General features: G+C 43.6%; 17 protein-coding genes and 2 pseudogenes. 7 read left to right on the top strand and 12 right to left on the bottom strand.

Annotation, left to right across the window (positions count from 1 at the left end; translation table 11 throughout):
* Positions 1–232: 232 nt before the first annotated feature.
* Positions 233–598: a hypothetical protein gene (locus BACCOP_RS15400; protein WP_007570774.1), complete on the bottom strand. Its 366-nt coding sequence runs from the start codon at positions 596–598 to the stop codon at positions 233–235.
* Between the two features lie 481 nt (positions 599–1,079).
* Here BACCOP_RS15400 and BACCOP_RS15395 point away from each other — a divergent pair, with 481 nt between their 5' ends.
* A complete protein-coding gene (locus BACCOP_RS15395) occupies positions 1,080–1,898 on the top strand; it encodes an ion transporter (protein WP_007570772.1) in 819 nt (272 codons plus the stop codon).
* A 75-nt stretch (positions 1,899–1,973) separates the two neighbouring features.
* On the top strand, positions 1,974–2,360 hold the full coding sequence (locus tag BACCOP_RS15390; protein ID WP_007570771.1) for a hypothetical protein: 387 nt from the start codon (positions 1,974–1,976) through the stop codon (positions 2,358–2,360).
* A 96-nt stretch (positions 2,361–2,456) separates the two neighbouring features.
* On the opposite strand, the gene nqrF is transcribed toward BACCOP_RS15390, so the two are convergent.
* The 7 genes from nqrF to BACCOP_RS15355 all read right to left on the bottom strand — a co-directional run bounded on the left by nqrF (position 2,457) and on the right by BACCOP_RS15355 (position 9,655).
* Positions 2,457–3,725: an NADH:ubiquinone reductase (Na(+)-transporting) subunit F gene (gene nqrF, locus BACCOP_RS15385; RefSeq protein WP_007570766.1), complete on the bottom strand. Its 1,269-nt coding sequence runs from the start codon at positions 3,723–3,725 to the stop codon at positions 2,457–2,459.
* An 18-nt stretch (positions 3,726–3,743) separates the two neighbouring features.
* Positions 3,744–4,367, bottom strand: coding sequence for an NADH:ubiquinone reductase (Na(+)-transporting) subunit E (gene nqrE, locus BACCOP_RS15380; protein WP_007570765.1), 624 nt, complete (start codon positions 4,365–4,367; stop codon positions 3,744–3,746).
* 73 nt (positions 4,368–4,440) lie between these two features.
* Positions 4,441–5,079: an NADH:ubiquinone reductase (Na(+)-transporting) subunit D gene (locus BACCOP_RS15375; RefSeq protein ID WP_007570763.1), complete on the bottom strand. Its 639-nt coding sequence runs from the start codon at positions 5,077–5,079 to the stop codon at positions 4,441–4,443.
* A 19-nt stretch (positions 5,080–5,098) separates the two neighbouring features.
* Positions 5,099–5,779 carry a Na(+)-translocating NADH-quinone reductase subunit C gene (locus BACCOP_RS15370; RefSeq protein ID WP_007570761.1) on the bottom strand — a complete coding sequence of 227 codons (681 nt, stop codon included), beginning with the start codon at positions 5,777–5,779 and terminating at the stop codon, positions 5,099–5,101.
* A gap of 14 nt (positions 5,780–5,793) precedes the next feature.
* Positions 5,794–6,957: an NADH:ubiquinone reductase (Na(+)-transporting) subunit B gene (locus tag BACCOP_RS15365; RefSeq protein ID WP_007570759.1), complete on the bottom strand. Its 1,164-nt coding sequence runs from the start codon at positions 6,955–6,957 to the stop codon at positions 5,794–5,796.
* Between the two features lie 27 nt (positions 6,958–6,984).
* On the bottom strand, positions 6,985–8,334 hold the full coding sequence (locus BACCOP_RS15360) for a Na(+)-translocating NADH-quinone reductase subunit A (protein ID WP_007570758.1): 1,350 nt from the start codon (positions 8,332–8,334) through the stop codon (positions 6,985–6,987).
* 421 nt (positions 8,335–8,755) lie between these two features.
* Positions 8,756–9,655, bottom strand: coding sequence for a helix-turn-helix domain-containing protein (locus BACCOP_RS15355; protein WP_040312164.1), 900 nt, complete (start codon positions 9,653–9,655; stop codon positions 8,756–8,758).
* A gap of 81 nt (positions 9,656–9,736) precedes the next feature.
* On the opposite strand from BACCOP_RS15355, the gene BACCOP_RS15350 reads away from it, so the two are divergent.
* The 5 genes from BACCOP_RS15350 (at position 9,737) to BACCOP_RS15330 (ending at position 13,324) form a co-directional block, all read left to right on the top strand.
* Positions 9,737–10,684: an SIR2 family NAD-dependent protein deacylase gene (locus BACCOP_RS15350; protein WP_007570753.1), complete on the top strand. Its 948-nt coding sequence runs from the start codon at positions 9,737–9,739 to the stop codon at positions 10,682–10,684.
* 16 nt (positions 10,685–10,700) lie between these two features.
* Positions 10,701–11,291, top strand: coding sequence for a hypothetical protein (locus BACCOP_RS15345; RefSeq protein WP_148315590.1), 591 nt, complete (start codon positions 10,701–10,703; stop codon positions 11,289–11,291).
* Positions 11,292–11,296: 5 nt separating this feature from the next.
* A complete protein-coding gene (locus tag BACCOP_RS15340) occupies positions 11,297–12,004 on the top strand; it encodes a hypothetical protein (RefSeq protein ID WP_007570751.1) in 708 nt (235 codons plus the stop codon).
* Positions 12,005–12,077: 73 nt separating this feature from the next.
* Positions 12,078–12,854, top strand: a complete 777-nt coding sequence (locus BACCOP_RS15335; protein ID WP_040312165.1) for an MBL fold metallo-hydrolase — start codon at positions 12,078–12,080, stop codon at positions 12,852–12,854.
* A gap of 20 nt (positions 12,855–12,874) precedes the next feature.
* Positions 12,875–13,324 carry a cupin domain-containing protein gene (locus BACCOP_RS15330; RefSeq protein ID WP_007570749.1) on the top strand — a complete coding sequence of 150 codons (450 nt, stop codon included), beginning with the start codon at positions 12,875–12,877 and terminating at the stop codon, positions 13,322–13,324.
* Positions 13,325–13,414: 90 nt separating this feature from the next.
* Here the strand turns inward: BACCOP_RS15330 and mobV are convergent.
* From mobV to BACCOP_RS15310, 4 genes and pseudogenes are all read right to left on the bottom strand, one after another.
* Positions 13,415–14,781: pseudogene (gene mobV, locus BACCOP_RS15325) on the bottom strand (MobV family relaxase).
* A 126-nt stretch (positions 14,782–14,907) separates the two neighbouring features.
* Positions 14,908–15,339 (bottom strand): hypothetical protein, encoded by a 432-nt coding sequence (locus tag BACCOP_RS15320; protein ID WP_007570745.1) that lies wholly within the window; start codon positions 15,337–15,339, stop codon positions 14,908–14,910.
* 12 nt (positions 15,340–15,351) lie between these two features.
* Entirely contained in the window at positions 15,352–16,545 is a 1,194-nt protein-coding gene (locus BACCOP_RS15315; RefSeq protein WP_007570744.1) for a primase-helicase family protein, read from the bottom strand.
* Positions 16,546–16,712: 167 nt separating this feature from the next.
* Positions 16,713–17,277 (bottom strand): annotated as a pseudogene (locus BACCOP_RS15310) (reverse transcriptase/maturase family protein); the annotation flags it as partial.

The raw sequence follows: 17,277 nt of genomic DNA, 5'->3' as shown, positions 1-17,277 counted from the left end.
ATTCAGTTATAGAAAGACTCCGCTATCGGACTCCTTCTATAACTGAATAATGTTTAGCTCTTCCTTTTTTTGGGGGACTTCAAAATAAATTTAAGACAACCTTTTTTACTTTATCATATAGTTACCCAATTAGCCTATAATAAAAAATCACCTCAGACAAAATGAAGTTTATTCTTTTTTCAAGAATACACTACACTTGTCCGAGGTGACTCTTTTATACCGCTTTGTATTATTATTTCTGGATATCAATACCTTTATTGCGTAACGTCAATGCCATCAAGCGCAGATAGTCGCTGTATTGTTTCTCAGTCAAAGTATTCTTCATCAGTTTCAGATTACCGTAAACTGCGTTACGCACTTTCTGATCGCTATTTTTCTTTGAACTGTTCGCAACTTTCATCTGTTCTTGAAAATAATCGCAAATGCTTGCTACCTGCTCATTCTGCTGAGAAGAAAGCTGCAAGTACTTTGTCAATTTTGCTTTGTTAATAGTACCATCCCATTTTCTAGCAACGTTAATCGTATCATTTGCGTTGTTAGCAAATGCAGAAACAGAAAATGCCAATGCTGCTACTAATGTAAATCCTAATTTTCTCATAATACCTAAATTTTAATGTTACCTAAAAACTTGTGTTACCTTAAAAATATTATCTTTAAACCTAGTCTAGTTTGAGCTCAATCTTTTTACCGCAACAAAGGTAGAAAATATATTGTACAACATACAAATGATTTACTAAAAAAGCGCATTACAACTATCATTTATTGATATAAATCAAATAAAGCATGTCATAACATATAAGATAGAATAATATTTGTAACATCAAGGTAATAAATACTACACATTAACGACAATCTGAAAGAGCAGAAACAAACATTGTTCTATTCTGTTTTAAATATCTCTTTAAGCAATGCTCTCTATTAAAATACTTGCAAAAAGCTTACATCTATATTTTTATCCTTCTATTTTTCCTATTATTGTGGAAGAAAAAACTATATTTGTCATACAGTAAAGACTTTTATTACCAAAAGCTGTAAAAGACAAATCACACCTTGTTTAAACGAAAAAAATCATAGGAAAAATGAATACAGATCCACACAACCTCATGAATCCATTACGAGAAAAATTTCCATACTTCATCCGCCATGAAAAATTATACCGAATGATTCATCTCCAGCTGATGAAAAAATGGTTTCAATACTTTGTACTGTTCTTCATCATTGGCTCCATTTGCTCCATCATATATGGTTCATTCGAGGAATCCGCTCCTTACCACAACTATTTATATACATTCAACTATCTTGCTTCCTTTATTTTCACCATTGAATACGGGCTACGAATCGCAGCGGCTCCAGTACAATATGCCAGTTGCAAACACGCATGGAAGGCACGCTTACGCTATATCATCTCTTTTTATGGAATCATAGACTGCGTAGCGATTCTGCCCTTTGTCGTTATTTATCTATATAAAGAAACGCCACACGTACATCTGGTTGTGCTGGCCTATGTACTGATCATTTTCAAACTGATACGCTATTCACGTTCTTTTCAGATGATTGGCACCGTACTAAAAACTGTCAGAGAAGAACTGATTACCGCTTATACAGCCTGCGGCATTATGTTAGGTTTTTCCGGTATCTTAATGTACTATATCGAACGGAATGCACAGCCTGAAGCTTTCGAGAATATAGGTGATGGCTTCTGGTGGGCTATCGTAGCATTCACAACTGTAGGATACGGTGACATTTATCCCATTACTCCCCTCGGCAGATTACTGAGCAGCATCATCAGCCTGATTGGCATAGCCATGATTGCCATACCTACAGGTATCATCAGTTCAGCCTTTATGAATATGCTGATTGAAAAAAAACAGAAAGAGAACAACGAATCTACTAAATAATATTAATATAAGCTACTTATCTAAACTCTTCGAATGGCCCAAGAGTTATAAAAAAATAAACCCCAAAGACCTAAGATGAAGAAGCATTTTATTCTATTAATGATGGTTATTCCAGTCCTTGGCTTGTCATCATGCATGAGTATTTTTTCAAGTACACAGCAACCTATCACCATTACGGGAGAAAATGGAACAAAACTTTACGACGCTGCAAACAATGTAAAATTAGCAGAAATCAAAGAAGGCGGATCTACTACCTTCAGACTAAAAAAGAAACTTTCCGACAGGACTGTGATCGCCAAGAAAGAAGGATATAAGAACACCCCGTTTGTTATCGAATCGGCATTTAATGCCAAAGCATTGTGGAATATATTATTCTGGCCAGGATTTCTGATTGATTTAGGAACAGGAAAAATCAACAAATACGATCCTGTTATTTATAACATAGAAATGGAAAAGGAATAAATTACAAAATCAGACAGATTAGAATATAAACTATAATAAAAAAGCCTTTGACTTACATCAAAGGCTTTTTTATTATAGTTTAGAAAACTCATTAAATTACCCACCGAAGTTATCATACATGATTGAAGAGCTTTCAACGCCCAGACTATCAAGCATGTTAACAACAGCTTTCGACATCGGACCAGGACCACACATGTAGTATTCGATATCTTCAGGAGCCTCATGATTCTTCAGATATGTTTCATACATTACCTGATGAACAAATCCAGCTGTATACTTCACGCCTGCAGCATCAGCAGCAGGATCCGGACGGTCAAGTGCCAGATGGAAGTGGAAGTTAGAGAAGTCTTTTTCAAGCTGCTGGAAGTCTTCCAGATAGAATACTTCGTTCAATGCACGAGCACCGTAGAAATAGTGCAATTCACGGTCAGTAGTATGCAATGTACGAGTCATATGCATAATCTGTGCACGAAGCGGAGCCATACCGGCACCACCACCTACCCAAATCATTTCTTTCTTAGAGTCGAAGATAGGATGGAAATCACCGTAAGGACCACTCATCAATACCTTGTCACCTGGTTTCAAAGTAAAGATATAAGATGAAGCGATACCTGGCATTACATCCATAAATCCACTGCGGTCTGGCTTAAACGGCGGAGTAGCGATACGTACTGTCAACATGAATACGTCACCTTCTGCCGGGTAGTTAGCCATAGAATAAGCACGGATTGTTTCTTCTTCATTTTTACATTTCAGATTAAACAAACCGAATTTTTCCCATGCTGGAAGATATTCATCACCAATAAGTGATTTATCGATATCTTTGTTATAATCCATTTCATATTTAGGAATCTTAATCTGAGCGTAAGAACCCGGAATGAAGTCCATGTGAGCTCCCTTAGGCAACTGTACCTTAAATTCTTTAATAAAGGTAGCCACGTTCTTGTTAGAGATAACTGTACATTCGTATTCTTTTACACCCATTACAGATTCAGGAACCTTGATAGACAAGTCACCTTTCACTTTCACCTGACAACCCAAACGCCAGTGATCTTTCTGTTGTTTACGGCTGAAATGGCTCACTTCAGAAGGCAATATTTCACCACCACCTTCAACAACCTGACATTTACACTGTCCGCAAGAACCCTTACCACCACAAGCAGAAGGCAAGAATACACCATTTACAGCCAATGTATTCAACAATGTAGAACCTGATTCAACTTCTAATTGGTTCTCGCCATTGATAGTCAACTTTACATTTCCTGAAGCAACCAAGAATTTCTTAGCTACCAGCAGAATAACTACCAGCACAAGAATAGTCACAAGGAATACTCCAATGCTTGCTAAAATAAAATTCATATCCATTGTTTATTCCTTTCTTTATTAGATGTTCAAACCAGAGAAACACATAAACGCCATTGCCATCAGGCCTACAGTGATAAATGTGATGCCCAATCCTCTCAAAGGAGCAGGAACATCTGAATATGCCATTTTTTCACGAATAGCTGCCAGACCTACAATAGCAAGCAACCAACCAATACCTGATCCGAGTGCATATGAGATTGAATCCCAGATATCACCGATAAACTTAGAATCAGACGGAGTAAGGTTGATACGCTGCTGCATGAACAATGAAGCACCCATAATCGCACAGTTTACAGCAATCAAAGGCAAGAAAATACCCAGTGAGGCATACAACGAAGGGCTGAAACGTTCAACGATCATTTCTACCAACTGTACAATTGCGGCAATTACGGCAATAAAGAGGATAAAGCTCAAGAAGCTCAAATCGATACCCAAAATACCATCAGCAGCCAACACTTTAGTCTGGAGCAGATAGTTGACAGGCAATGTTACCACCAGCACAAAGGTAACAGCGATACCCAGTCCCAGTGCAGTCTTTACATTCTTCGAAACAGCCAAGTAAGAGCACATACCCAGGAAGAATGCAAAAATCATATTGTCCACAAAGATAGAGCGGACTAATAAACTTATAAAATGTTCCATAATCTTGTTTTAGTTAAGAACTTCTATGGCAAACGGGATTACCATTTTCCAATATCCGTTCTTCAATGAATTATTACTCTTTTTCTTGCAATTCTTTGTGTTTAGCACGCTGATACCAGATAATACATGCTACAATAATCAATGCCATAGGAGGCATCAGCATCAAACCATTGTTTACATAGCCTGCGCTCTTTATTGCATCGTAGTTCAGAATGTTAAAACCAAGCAATGTACCAGAACCCAACAGTTCACGGATGAATGCAACCATTACCAAAATCTTTGCATATCCCAAACCGTTACCAATACCATCCAAACAAGATTCCCATGGACCGTTTGCCATAGCAAATGCTTCCAGACGTCCCATCAGAATACAGTTAGTGATGATCAGACCAACATATACAGACAACTGTACGCTTACATCATAGGCAAATGCTTTCAGCAACTCACTTACGATAGTAACCAAAGCAGCAACAACAACCAACTGTACGATAATACGGATACGGTTAGGAATTGTCTTACGGATCAAAGAAATTACAACATTAGAGAAAGCTGTAATAATGGTAACAGAAAGTCCCATTACAATAGCAGGCTCCAACTTAGATGTAACCGCCAATGCAGAACAAATGCCCAAAACCTGAACGGTCACCGGGTTATTCAAACCCAACGGAGTAGAAAATACTTCTTTGTTTTTAGCTGAAAATAAACTTCCCATATTATTATCTCCTCCTTAATTATTCTTTAGTAGTTAAAAACTTGGTATATTGTCCCATACAATCTTTCAGCATCTTATCTACGGCAAGAGAAGTAATTGTACCTCCTGAAATACCGTCAACTTGATATTCAGGTTTTTCAATCTTACCATTCTTTACAACACCCAATGCAATAGCACCTTCTTCCAGTACGTTCTTGTCTTTGAACTCATTCTGGAAATGGTCGGTAGCAATTTCAGCTCCCAAACCCGGAGTTTCTGATGCATGAGAGAAATAAGTTCCATAAACAGTATTCTTGTCTTCATTCAGTGCAACATAGCCCCAAATAGCGCCCCAAAGACCAGCACCGTAAACAGGAATAACATACTTAGTCTGACCGTCTATTTCGCAAACAAACAAGTGAGCGCGACCGTTTTCCTTGTATTCTTTTTCATATCCGGTAACAAAAGTACCTTCATACGGAGTCAATGTTCCGTCTTCGGCTACAACCATATCAGACTTCACAACTTTTGCAAATTCAGCTTCTGCATCCTGAACCTCTTTAATACCCAAAGAAGAAAGAATCTGTTTCTTAGTATCAAGTTCTACATTCTTTCCCTGAATATCACGCAAAGAAGAGTTCACGAAAGCCAATAAGAATGCTACGATAACAACCATTACCGAAGCATAAATGATAGTATAAGAGTTACTATTAGTATTCATTGTATATTCGGTTTTTATTTGTTAGACATAGCACGTTTAGCACGACGAGAGATATTATTCTGAACTACAACGTAGTCGATCAGCGGTGCAAAGATATTCATCAGCAAGATAGCCAACATCATACCTTCTGGATAACCCGGATTCAACACACGAATAATGATTGCCATAGCACCAATCAGGAAGCCATATACAAACTTACCGTTTTCTGTACGTGAAGAAGTTACCGGATCAGTTGCCATAAATACAGCACCAAAGCAGAAACCACCCAAGCACAAGTGTTCGTACCAAGGCATTTGAGCTACACCTGTATCAGGACCAATTGTATTGAAAATCCATCCCATGACAGCTCCACCTACAAATACAGACAACATTGTCTTCCAGCTTGCTACACCAGTCCATAAAAGGATAACAGCACCAATTGCAATAGCAATTACACTGGTTTCACCGATAGAACCCGGAATCAGACCAGTAACCATATCCCAAGAGAATTCAGGACATTCAGCAACCTTGGCAACACCCAGCGGAGTTGCAGCAGTCAAACCGTCAACAGTCTTACCCAATCCGAAAATGCTGTCACCTGATACCCAAACGGCATCACCAGACATCTTAGTAGGATAAGCAAAGAACAAGAATGCACGAGTAATCAATGCAGGGTTGAAGATGTTCATACCTGTACCACCGAATACTTCCTTTGCAAAGATTACAGAGAAAGCAGTTGCTACAGCAAGCATCCATAACGGACAGTCAACAGGTACAATCATCGGAATCAACATACCAGAAACCAGGAAACCTTCCTGAATTTCTTCTTTCTTCCATTGTGCAACAACGAATTCGATTCCCAAACCTACAACATAAGAAACAATGATTTTAGGCAATACAGCCAGAAAACCGTAGCCAAACATTTCAATAAAACTACCGCTGATGCCTGCATGCAGATAATGCTGATAGCCCACATTATACATACCGAACAACAAAGCCGGTATTAATGCAATAACCACGAGTAACATGATACGTTTGCTATCAATCGCATCGTGGATGTGCGTACCTGTCTTCGAAGTAGTATTCGGAACAAACAAGAATGTTTCGAAACCATCGAATACAGAACGAAAAGCATGATATTTGCCTCCCTCTTCAAAGTTAGGCTTTATCTTATCTAGATAATTTCTTAACGCTTTCATTTATTCTATTAATTCTTTTGGTTAGTATTAGCACATTTCACGACGGAGCATATCCAATCCTTCACGAACGATACGCTGTAATTCCATCTTAGAAGAGCAAACGAATTCACACAAAGCAAAGTCTTCAGGAGCAACTTCATAGATACCTAACTGTTCCATGCGGTCGATATCTCCGGCGATTATTGCTTTGATCAAATATTCAGGCATGATATCCATCGGCAACACCTTGTCATACTCGTTCGACATAATCATGTGGCGTTCACCACCTTTTACACGAGCATCCAGTGTATATTCTTTCTTGCCCATCAGCCAGCTAAAATATGAACGGCTAGTACTGAACTGATTGAAACGAGGCATAATCCATCCCAGCATTTCATGAACATCACTACCTTCAGGAATTACAGTTACCTGACTGTGGAATGCTCCCAAGAAGCCGTTAGCTGTAATTTGCTTACCAGTCAACACATTACCGCTGATATAGCGTAATTCTTTTTCCTTGTTTACATTACCTGCAAACACATTTGTCAGGCATGCACCTACTTTCAACTTGCAATAAGCAGGTTTCTTTACTTCAGAACCTGTCACTGCTACCATGCGAGTCAGATCCACACGTCCGGTATTCAGCAGACGACCAATAAAGATTACAGCCTGTGCATCGATTGTCCAAACAGTTTCACCTTTATTAATAGGAGAAATGTGGTTAATCTGTACACCAACGTTTCCTGCCGGATGAGGTCCGTCGAATACAGTTACAGTAACATTCTTAGCCTGTGTCAGAGCAGCAGCTTTCTGATTTACACTAATACTTAAATAAGTCTTGGCTATTTTTGCCAGTGCATCAAGTCCTGCCTGGAAATTTGCTTCTTCACCTTTCAAGGCAAATTCAAACTCCGGAGCAAGCGGATTGCTGTCGAATGAAGACACAAAGATTGCTTTCGGAGCAATTGTCGGATCTGCTATAACATCGTAAGGACGCTGCTTGATGAAGGCAAACATACCACTTGCCAGCAGCAATTCCTTTACAGCAGCAGCATCCATCTTGGCAACATCTTTCTTGCCAAATTCTTCATAGTCCTGTCCTGCTGCAGCTTCTACCGTAATACTCATTACTTTACGGCGAGCTCCACGCTCCACACTAGTTACTACGCCACTTACAGGCGAAACAAATTTCACTTCAGGATGATTCTTGTCGATAAACAAGGGTCCTCCGGCCATAACATATTCCTGTTCTTTCACTACCACTTTAGGAGTTACACCTGTAAAATCATCGGGTACTAATGCATAGAATCCCGGCTCTTTTACAGCTACTACCTCAGCAGCCGCCTTGCCTTTCAGGTTAATGTCAAGACCTTTACGCAATTTTATTAAATTAGCCATATTGGGTTATAAAAAATGGTTTTATAAATTTGACTGCAAAATTAAATAAAAAAGAATGGAAATAAACAATTTCAAGCGGGTTATTACGGAAAAAATTCTTTATATAATTGAGTACAAGTGACAAAAACGAACAAAATGTCTTCATTTTGCAATATGTAGAAAGCAATTTTTACTATTTCGCACTTACCTCTTAGAGGGAGATTTCGGGGCTCTCCTGCCAGTTTTTTCCCCGAAAAGACGATATTTTAATAGGAATATATTAAAAATAAGCGGCTTATGAGTTCTTTACAAAGAGTAAGGTAATGACTTGGCGACAGTCGTAAATTCTGCAATTTGCAGGACGCTTCTGTCAAACAACTCCTGATAATGCAAAGGTACTAAAAATTTTGAAAATAAAAAGATGATTTTCTTATTTAATACCTTATTCGTAAATACCATTTTGGTAATCCTGTAAAAATTGCGTGAACGTCTTTCCCGTCTGTTGTTTGAAGAAACGCATCAGGTGGCTGGGGTCGGAGAAATGGAAATCATCTGCCAGTTGGCTGACGGTACGGTTGGAAAACAGAAATTCGTTTTTTAATTCTTCCAGCAGGCGCTGTTTCAACAAATGGGTGGCAGACACTCCGAATTGTGCCATGACGGAAGCATTCAGCGTGATGCGGCTAATATGAAGCTTGTCAGCATATTCCTGCACCCGTTGCAGGGTACGGATATGCTGCTCCAGCAAATCCTTGAACTGAAAGGCATAATTGTTCTTCGCGATTTCTACGGGCAAGCGGTAGGCGGCGGCGTAGGCCCGATTGATAATCAGCAAGAGGTAATAAAGCACGGACACGATGAGATTGTATGTGTCGGCAAGGGGATGCAGCAGTTCTTGTTTTATCTTCCCGAGCAGGCGCATATACTCTGCCAATTCCTCGGGCGAGGCATATAGGTAAGGTGGCGTATCGGTCTGATAATAATACAGCAGGCGATAGACGAAGAATTTGTCGGTGATGAATGTACGCATGAAGTCTTCTCGGAAGATGAGGAAGGTGTAGTCCAATGCCGGTTCGTCCACGTGCCACTCCTGTTGCTGGTGTGGCGAGAGAAGCAGCACCATGCCGTCGTGCAATTCTATCTTGCGAAAGTTCAGCAACAGGTAACCATTTGCTTTGCGAAAGAAGTAGAAGCTGAAGAAGTCCGTCTTGAACCTCCTGTATTCGGTCAGCACGGAGCCAATATCCTTATTTGTAGCGGTATTGATGTAAAAATCCACACCGCAATCCGTCTTGCTGAACGGAACGCTGACCAACTTTTCGGGGTTGATAATCTCTTTCATACGCTTGCCGTTTGTGCAAAAGTAATGTTTTTATTTATCAAGATGGCATATATTTGCAATTTTTTGGCATAAAACTATTGAATGATATTACTGAACTTTGTAACCGGAAAAATGGAAACATACGATATGGTTGCAAAAGAAAAAATAGACTTGTTAAAGAAGAAAATAGACGAAGCTGATGCCATTGTAGTGGGCGGTGCATCGGGAATGTCTGCCGCTTCCGGATTCGTTTTTTATTATCAAGATGATGACGTCTATAAAATGTTGGCAGGAGGATTGGCTGAGAAATATAATATCCATAATTATTTCGACTTATTTTATGACAGGCGTCTCAGCCGCGGAGAACTTTGGGCAAGCATGTTACGTGCCACCCGTTATATTTATGAGTGTTATACAGGTGAAACTTACAAAGATTTGGCAAAACTTCTTCAAGGAAAAAATTATTATATAGCCACAACCAATCAGGATGCACAGTTTTTCCGGGTATTCCCGGATGAAAAGATTACTCGGATTCAAGGAGATAACCGTTACTGGCAATGCAGCCGTCCGTGTCACGATGAAATATATTATAATAAGGAGAAAGTTTTCGAGTTAAGCGATAAGATTGTGGGAGATGTATTGCCTGACGAACTGATTCCCCGTTGCCCGCATTGCGGCGAAGAACTGGCTCCGTGGGTACGCTCGCACACATTCCTTGAAGGTGAATACTATCAGCGCGAAATGAAAAGGTACCTCGATTTCCTGCGTGCCAACTCACGGCGCAAGGTACTGTTCCTCGAACTCGGTGTAGGTATGATGACCCCGATGTTCATTAAGGAACCGTTTATGAACATGACTTATCAGTTCCCCGATGCCTTTTATGCCACCGTCAATCCGCAACACGCCATTGTGCCGAAAGAGATTGCGAAGAAAAGTCTTGCCATCAGTGATGATATTGCCGTTACGTTGAAGAAACTGCTTGGCAAGTCCACGGCAGGCATGAAAGAATTTAATGCAAAGGAAGCATTCAATCCCTCACGTATTTATTAAAATAATATAAATGACTATGGAGATAACAAAGTTTTCAGAAAAAGATATGAATGCTGCAATAAGCATGGCACGGCAAACTTGGCACGGATATTACGATGAGTTCCGGGCTGAATATATCCGTTGCATTGCAGAATGTATCGTCCGTCATAATTACACGGACGAGGATTTGGCATTCAAAATCACCTGTAACGGAGAAGTGAAAGGCATCATCTTCGGCACACGGAAAGGCAAGATGGCAGACCTGTCCGTATGGGTCGGCGAGCAATGCAAGACGATGAACCCGCAGGAGAAGGAGTTGCTGGAACGGCTCAACGACTATATGGACGAAGCCGACCGGAACACCATCGCGCAAATGGGCGATGGCGACGTAAAACTCTCCCTATTCATTAGCATACAGAAGGGATGCGGCAGGGAACTGCTACGCGCAATGATGCAGGAGTTCAGCGCAATGGGCGCTAAACGGATGTTCCTATGGACAGACACTTCGTGCGACCACGATTATTATCCTGCCCACGGTTTTGCCTTGGCTTCCCGGTATCGTGATACGCATTACTCTACCGAGGAAGCAGATTACATGACCTATATCTATTGGAAACCCTTAGCATAAAGGTCATGAACGAAATACAACAAGCTGCCCAGGCCATCGTCCGGGCCGATGCCCTGCTGATAGGAGCCAGCAACGGGCTTTCTATCGCTGAAGGCTATCACGTCTTTGCCAACAACGAGATGTTCCGTTGCCAGTTTGGGGATTTCCAACAGCAGTATGGCATACGGAATGTCATTGAAGGTTGTTTCTTTCACTACCCTACGGAAAACGTACGGGCAGAGTTTCTGCAATGCCTTGTGCAGCACTGGGTCAAAGAGTACCGTCCCTCGCAGGTGATGAAAGACCTGCTTGCCGTTGTGAATCATAGGGATTACTTTATCCTTACTTCGAATGCCGATACGCATCTGGAACTGTCCGGCTTCGATGCGGAAAAGGTCTTTGAGGTAGAAGGTACTTTCGAAGATTTATTGGAACACCGCCCACTTAAGGATAAAAGTTGTCAGGCAAACGAATTCCTTCGGCGTTATCATAATAGGAACGTAGTTATCTTTGAGTTGGGTATCGGTCGGTACAATCGACTTATCAAACAGCCCTTGATGCAACTGGCAAATAGCGAGCCTCATGCTATCTACATCACGCTGAACTTGGCATCGGAATTGTACATTCCCGATGCCATTGTCCACAAGTCCATCGGACTGGCAGGCGACATAGCCGTGACGCTCCAAGAATTGAAGAATGAACTTTATCAAAATGGTACATATTCCCATGTTTAAGGCATAGAGTCACGGGAAGATTCTTCCGAACTTTGCAACCGTAAACGATAAAACAATTAAAAATAGTAGAATGATGAAAAAGACAACGACTATCCGCTTGGTGCGCAATGCCACTTTGAGAATCAATTATGCAGGACACAACATCCTTGTTGACCCGTTCTTTGCCGACAAGGGAACCATCCAGTCGGCACTTGGTGTGTATAAAAGTCCCCGTGTGTATCTCGTAATGCCCGTCAGTGAGATAACAGAAGGGGTGAACTTTGTATTGCAAACGCACATTCACCCCGACCATTACGATGAAACAGTAAAGCGGCATCTGTCGAAGGACATCCTTTATTATACCCAACCGCAGGACAAGGCGACGGTGGAACAGGATGGCTTCACACGGGTGGAAGTAATCGAAGACAAGACAACAATGGGTGGAATGACCATCCATCGTGTAAGCGGTCATCACGGTTTCGGCAAGATTGGCGAGATAATGGGACCTGTGTCGGGCTATGTCCTGACATCAGAGGACTGTCCTACGGTTTATATTATGGGCGATTGCAAATGGGAAGCGTGCATCCGCGAAACGGTGGAACGGTTCAATCCCGACTACATCGTGGTGAACAGCGGCGGTGCAGTCTTTCCGGAGTTTTCCAAAGTGGACGGCTGCATCATCCCAGATGAAGCTGAGGTAATGCAAATGTTGGATGAACTGCCCACGCATATCAAGCTGATAGCCGTCCACATGGATGCTATTGACCATTGCCAGACCACCCGTGAAATCTTGCGCAACGAAGCGTGGCATCACGGAGCGGACATGAACCGCCTGATTATCCCGGAAGACGGAGAAACCATCAAATTATAAGCCCTATAAAAATTGCAGAGATGAAAGAAATCAAAAAAATAGCAGCAGCCGAAAATTTCAGTGTAATAAGCGTTGGCAAGCTAAGTGAACTGAGTGAGTATGTGATAGAACTTTCACCCGAAGTAAAGATTCCGGGAAAGGTGTTCGGAGGTGCGGCACTTCAGGCAACGGGCAGTGAATTTTCCTTCCAGATGTTCCAACCCAACACGGAAACGGGCTTCCTCCACACCCATAAGAACCACGAGGAGCTTTACTTCTTCCTTGCAGGAAAGGGCGAGTTCCAGGTGGACGGACAGGTGTTTCCCGTTGAAGAAGGCAGCATAGTGCGCGTGGCTCCCAACGGAAAACGCAGCGTACGCAACAACGGAACGGCTTCGCTTGTAATGCTCTGCGTACAGTATCGTGGCAACACGTTCACCGCAGAAGATGCTACCGATGGCGTGATTTTGGACGAACCGGTGAAATGGTAATATAATACAAATTGCTGATTAACGGGGGAGAGCGGCAAGCGGTTTTGGTCTGCCCAAAACACAAACTTGCTACCCTCCCGTTGGCATTGTTTATAATCCCATGCCCTTGCCTCTCCTAAGCGGCTCGACAGTCCTCCTAATGGACGAGAATAGCCTATCGAATTGTTCCTTGAACCATTCGCCAATCGGTTGCCCGTTAATGGCAAGTGCAAGTTTGGATTTGTCTATTGGGTCTTTCACCACTTGGAAGCCCGCCCTTTCGGTCGTGAACTTCCGCCTGTGTTCCTCCGAGTAGAGTTCACCCTCGTAGAACAACGGCTTGCCGCTGATAAGCGTGGCGGTCTGCCGCTCGTTGAAGCCGACTTTGAGGCAGAACTTCTCCATGTACACCAACTCTTGGAACAGCGGAAACCATTTCTTGGCTTTTTGGATGATGGATTTCAAGAATGACACTTCCTTTTGGTGTTCCGCTTCCTTGTCCGACATCTCCCTGCGGTGCTTGACTTGCAGTTCCATAAGCTGCCGTTGGTGTTCCTCCTGTTGCCGCTCCATCTGTTGCTGCAACAGTTCTATGCTTTCATCACGGGCGGCAACCTCGCCTTGCAGGGTACGGTTGTCGGCTTCCAGTCCTTTCAGCTTGCCGCTGCCCAAAAGAGAACCTACCTTTGCCACAAGTGCCGTTTTCACTTCGGCCTTGGCGGCTTCCAGCTTCTCCGATTTGATTTCTTTCCGTACTTCGTCAAGTTCCTGCTTCGCCTGTTGGCGTTCGGTCTGCAACTGCCGGACATTGGTTTCAAGCTCTCCCGTCTGCCGTTTCAGGTCACGGTAATATTGGGCGGTGGTGGTGTGCCGTGCCTCCGAACCACGGATGCCACGCTGCAAGCCGTATTTCGCCATTGTTGCGGCGTAGCTGTCGTGGTAGGCTACCAGCTTCTCACGTGTCAGCAGGTCATCGGCGCACAGGCGCACGGCGTTGGATTTCTTGCGGTAGGTGCGTCTGCCCTCCGCCTGCTTCTTCGCTTTCCTGCGCTCGCCCGTCACTATCGGCACTACCGTGGCGTGGATGTGCGGTGCGTGCTCGTCCATGTGCAGCACTGCCGAAACGGTGTTCTCTTTTCCGAACGTGCGGTGCAGCCATTGCAGGTTGTCACCGCACCATTCGTCCAGCCTGCCTCGTCCTGCACCCTCACCATGTCCTCGTGCGTGCCCGAAAGCACGATGCGGATTGCCCGTACTTGGTCGGGTGTTATCTTCCGCCTGATGCCAGCCGTGCGGATGCGGTGGTTTATCGCCTCGGTGCGGTCTGCCACACCGTCGGGGAATTGCACCAGCTCACGGTTGAGATGGGTGCGTGTAGGGTCTGCGTTCTTGGGCGTGGTCTTGCGTTCGATGTGGTCGGATGCGCCCGTGTCAGCCGACCCTTTCGCCTTGTTGATTTGGATGCTTATGTATCCCATGTTCGTTTCTTGTTTTGTTAGGTTCTACAAACTTGCTTGTCGGTATCCGTCTGTCTGCGGTTCGTACCGCACGGGCAAACGGGGGTGTCCAGAGGGGTGTAACCCCGTTGGCTCATTGGGGTGTTTTTAGCATGAGCGAAGCGGTGCGTGAAGAAAACGCCCTAATGAGCTATGGCTTTTTGTTTTCCAAAAGCCTGCGGCGGTGTCGGCGGTTTTCGGATGCTGTTCTCTTTTCGCTTGTAACATCGGCTTTCCCCTGTCGGTCGGCAGGATGGAAGTCCGTCCGACCAGCCTGCGGATGGCGGTGTTCACCTCTGTTGCTTTCCCGTTGGACTTGATGAGGGGTGAAAATCTGATGAAATGATGAATGGATAACATAACACACTGACCACCAGATGGATGTTCTCTCAACATCTTTTCATCAAACCGCTCGCCAAAAGAAAAGTGATGTATGGGGCTGCGTCCGCTTTCTCTTTTCATCAGCCAAATACTTTTGTTGAGCGTTTGATGAGTATGTAAGTTGCTGTTATTCTTTATGTTTATATATGCTTTCATCATTTCATCAAAATATCAGAGTGTTTCCAATTGCGCTTTGCTTACCGTGTAGTAGCGTCCAATCCTCCTTACGGGTGAGTAAAGACATTCACGGTTGTAGTCGTATTGGTAGGTGGTGTAGGAAAGCGAGTTGGATGCAGGTGTCAGCTTCCAGCACTCCTGCACCACTTTCCGAACCTGCGACTTCTCCACCTTGACTTGCGAGCAGACGAGCAACGGAACAATATCATTCAGACAGAACGAGACAGATTCAACGCCGACACTTGCCATGATGTCGAGCAACAGTTCAGCCATCTCAATCTCCAACCTGTTGCGGTTGCTTCGGATTATCTTCCGCAGGGCATCCGTTTCCAGCAGCTTCGGGTTGAACCACATACGACTTTCTTTCCCGGTGGATAGCTGCCTGTGTTGCAGGAAATGGAGAAAAGCGGGTATTTCCGTTTTCAGCTTTTGCAGGAAGTCAGTGTCGTCACTCTTGAGCGGCACAATCTTCCGCACCCAATAGCGTGTTTCCCCTGCGTCGATGATGACGGGCAGGTGCTCGTTGTTGGAGCAAAGCACGAACTTGGCAAAGAAGCCTATCTCGTCACGGTCTTTGCCTTTCGCCTCCACCTTGTAGGATAACGTGGTACTTAGGTTCTTCAACCGCTCGCTGTCCTCACGGCGGTTAAGCAGCACCTCGTCCACCATGATGAGCAGTTTGCCCGCCCAGTCGGAATTGAACTGGCTGCGGAAGTCCTCGTTGGTGTTGAACGTCACGTTGTTTTGGTAGATGGCTTTCAGAAAGTTCAGGAACGTGCTCTTGCCCGTATTCCTTTCTTCGGACACGAGCAACAGGATGGGTTGCTTCTGAATGGGATAGAGGTAGAGCAGTTGCAGGTAGTCCATGCCCTGCTCGTACTGTTCGCCGAAGATGTGTTCCACCAACGAGCGGATGCAGGGGAAATCCCCCTCCTGCGGTCGGTGGCTTATCGGCTCATATAGGTTGAGGAACTTGCCGACTACGGGCTTGTAGTCCACATGGTCGGGTACGGTGCAGAAGCCGTCATACTTGGGGATGCCCGCCATGTAGTCCTTGCCGTAGTCCTGCCGCAGGGTCTCGGAGTTCCATGCGATGCGCTTCCTCACATAGCCGCCGTCGATGCGGGGCTGGTCCACAATCTTGTAGAGCGTGGTGCCTACTCGGATGAATTCTTCTTTTTTCTCCATGTTTTCAATAAGATTTTAGTGCTGCCGACGCCTTGTCGGCAAGCGGATCAAACATGGGCACAAAGCTACGGAAGGACGGCTAAAACCTTGATACGTAAAACGATGCAGAACGGCGCAAAAGAAACAGACAAACAAGAAAATGCAGCGGAACGGGTAATATCAGCCTTAAGTATCACATTCCCGTTGAAGTATCTGCGCACTGTTCCGTTACTGTTTCTCTTTGTGGCATAGTCTTTACGGACATATATTTCGTAACCCAAAAATTTTGCGCTGTCTTGTGCATTTGTAATCAAAGTCTTTTCCTGTGACATCTCCAGTCTTAACTTTTCCTGCATAAACTTAGTGATGTCAGCTTTGATTCTCTCACATTCGTTTTTCGTTCCGATAACTCCGATAAGGAAATCATCGGCATAGCGCACGTATTTCAACCTGCGAAAGTTTACATCCATATCATTGCCACTTGGCATTGTAAGTATCAGCTTCTGCTTTTCGTGCAGTTCTTCTACCATCCTTGTTCTTACGTTTACATCCTCTACTTCATTTATCCTACGTTTTAGGTAGTGTACTCTGCTGTTGAGTTTGCAAATATCCTTGTTGCGGCTTCTTGCTGTCCCTTTATTGAATTTGTTGGCATATTCATCCATGTACTTATCGAACTTGTCTAGGTATATGTTTGCCAAAATAGGGCTTATGATACCCCCTTGCGGTGTCCCTGAATAAGTCTTGTTGAAT

The sequence above is a fragment of the Phocaeicola coprocola DSM 17136 genome (assembly GCF_000154845.1).
Lineage (GTDB): Bacteria > Bacteroidota > Bacteroidia > Bacteroidales > Bacteroidaceae > Phocaeicola > Phocaeicola coprocola.
Note: the sequence above shows the minus strand (reverse complement) of the source record. Positions and strands in the feature narration are given on the sequence as shown.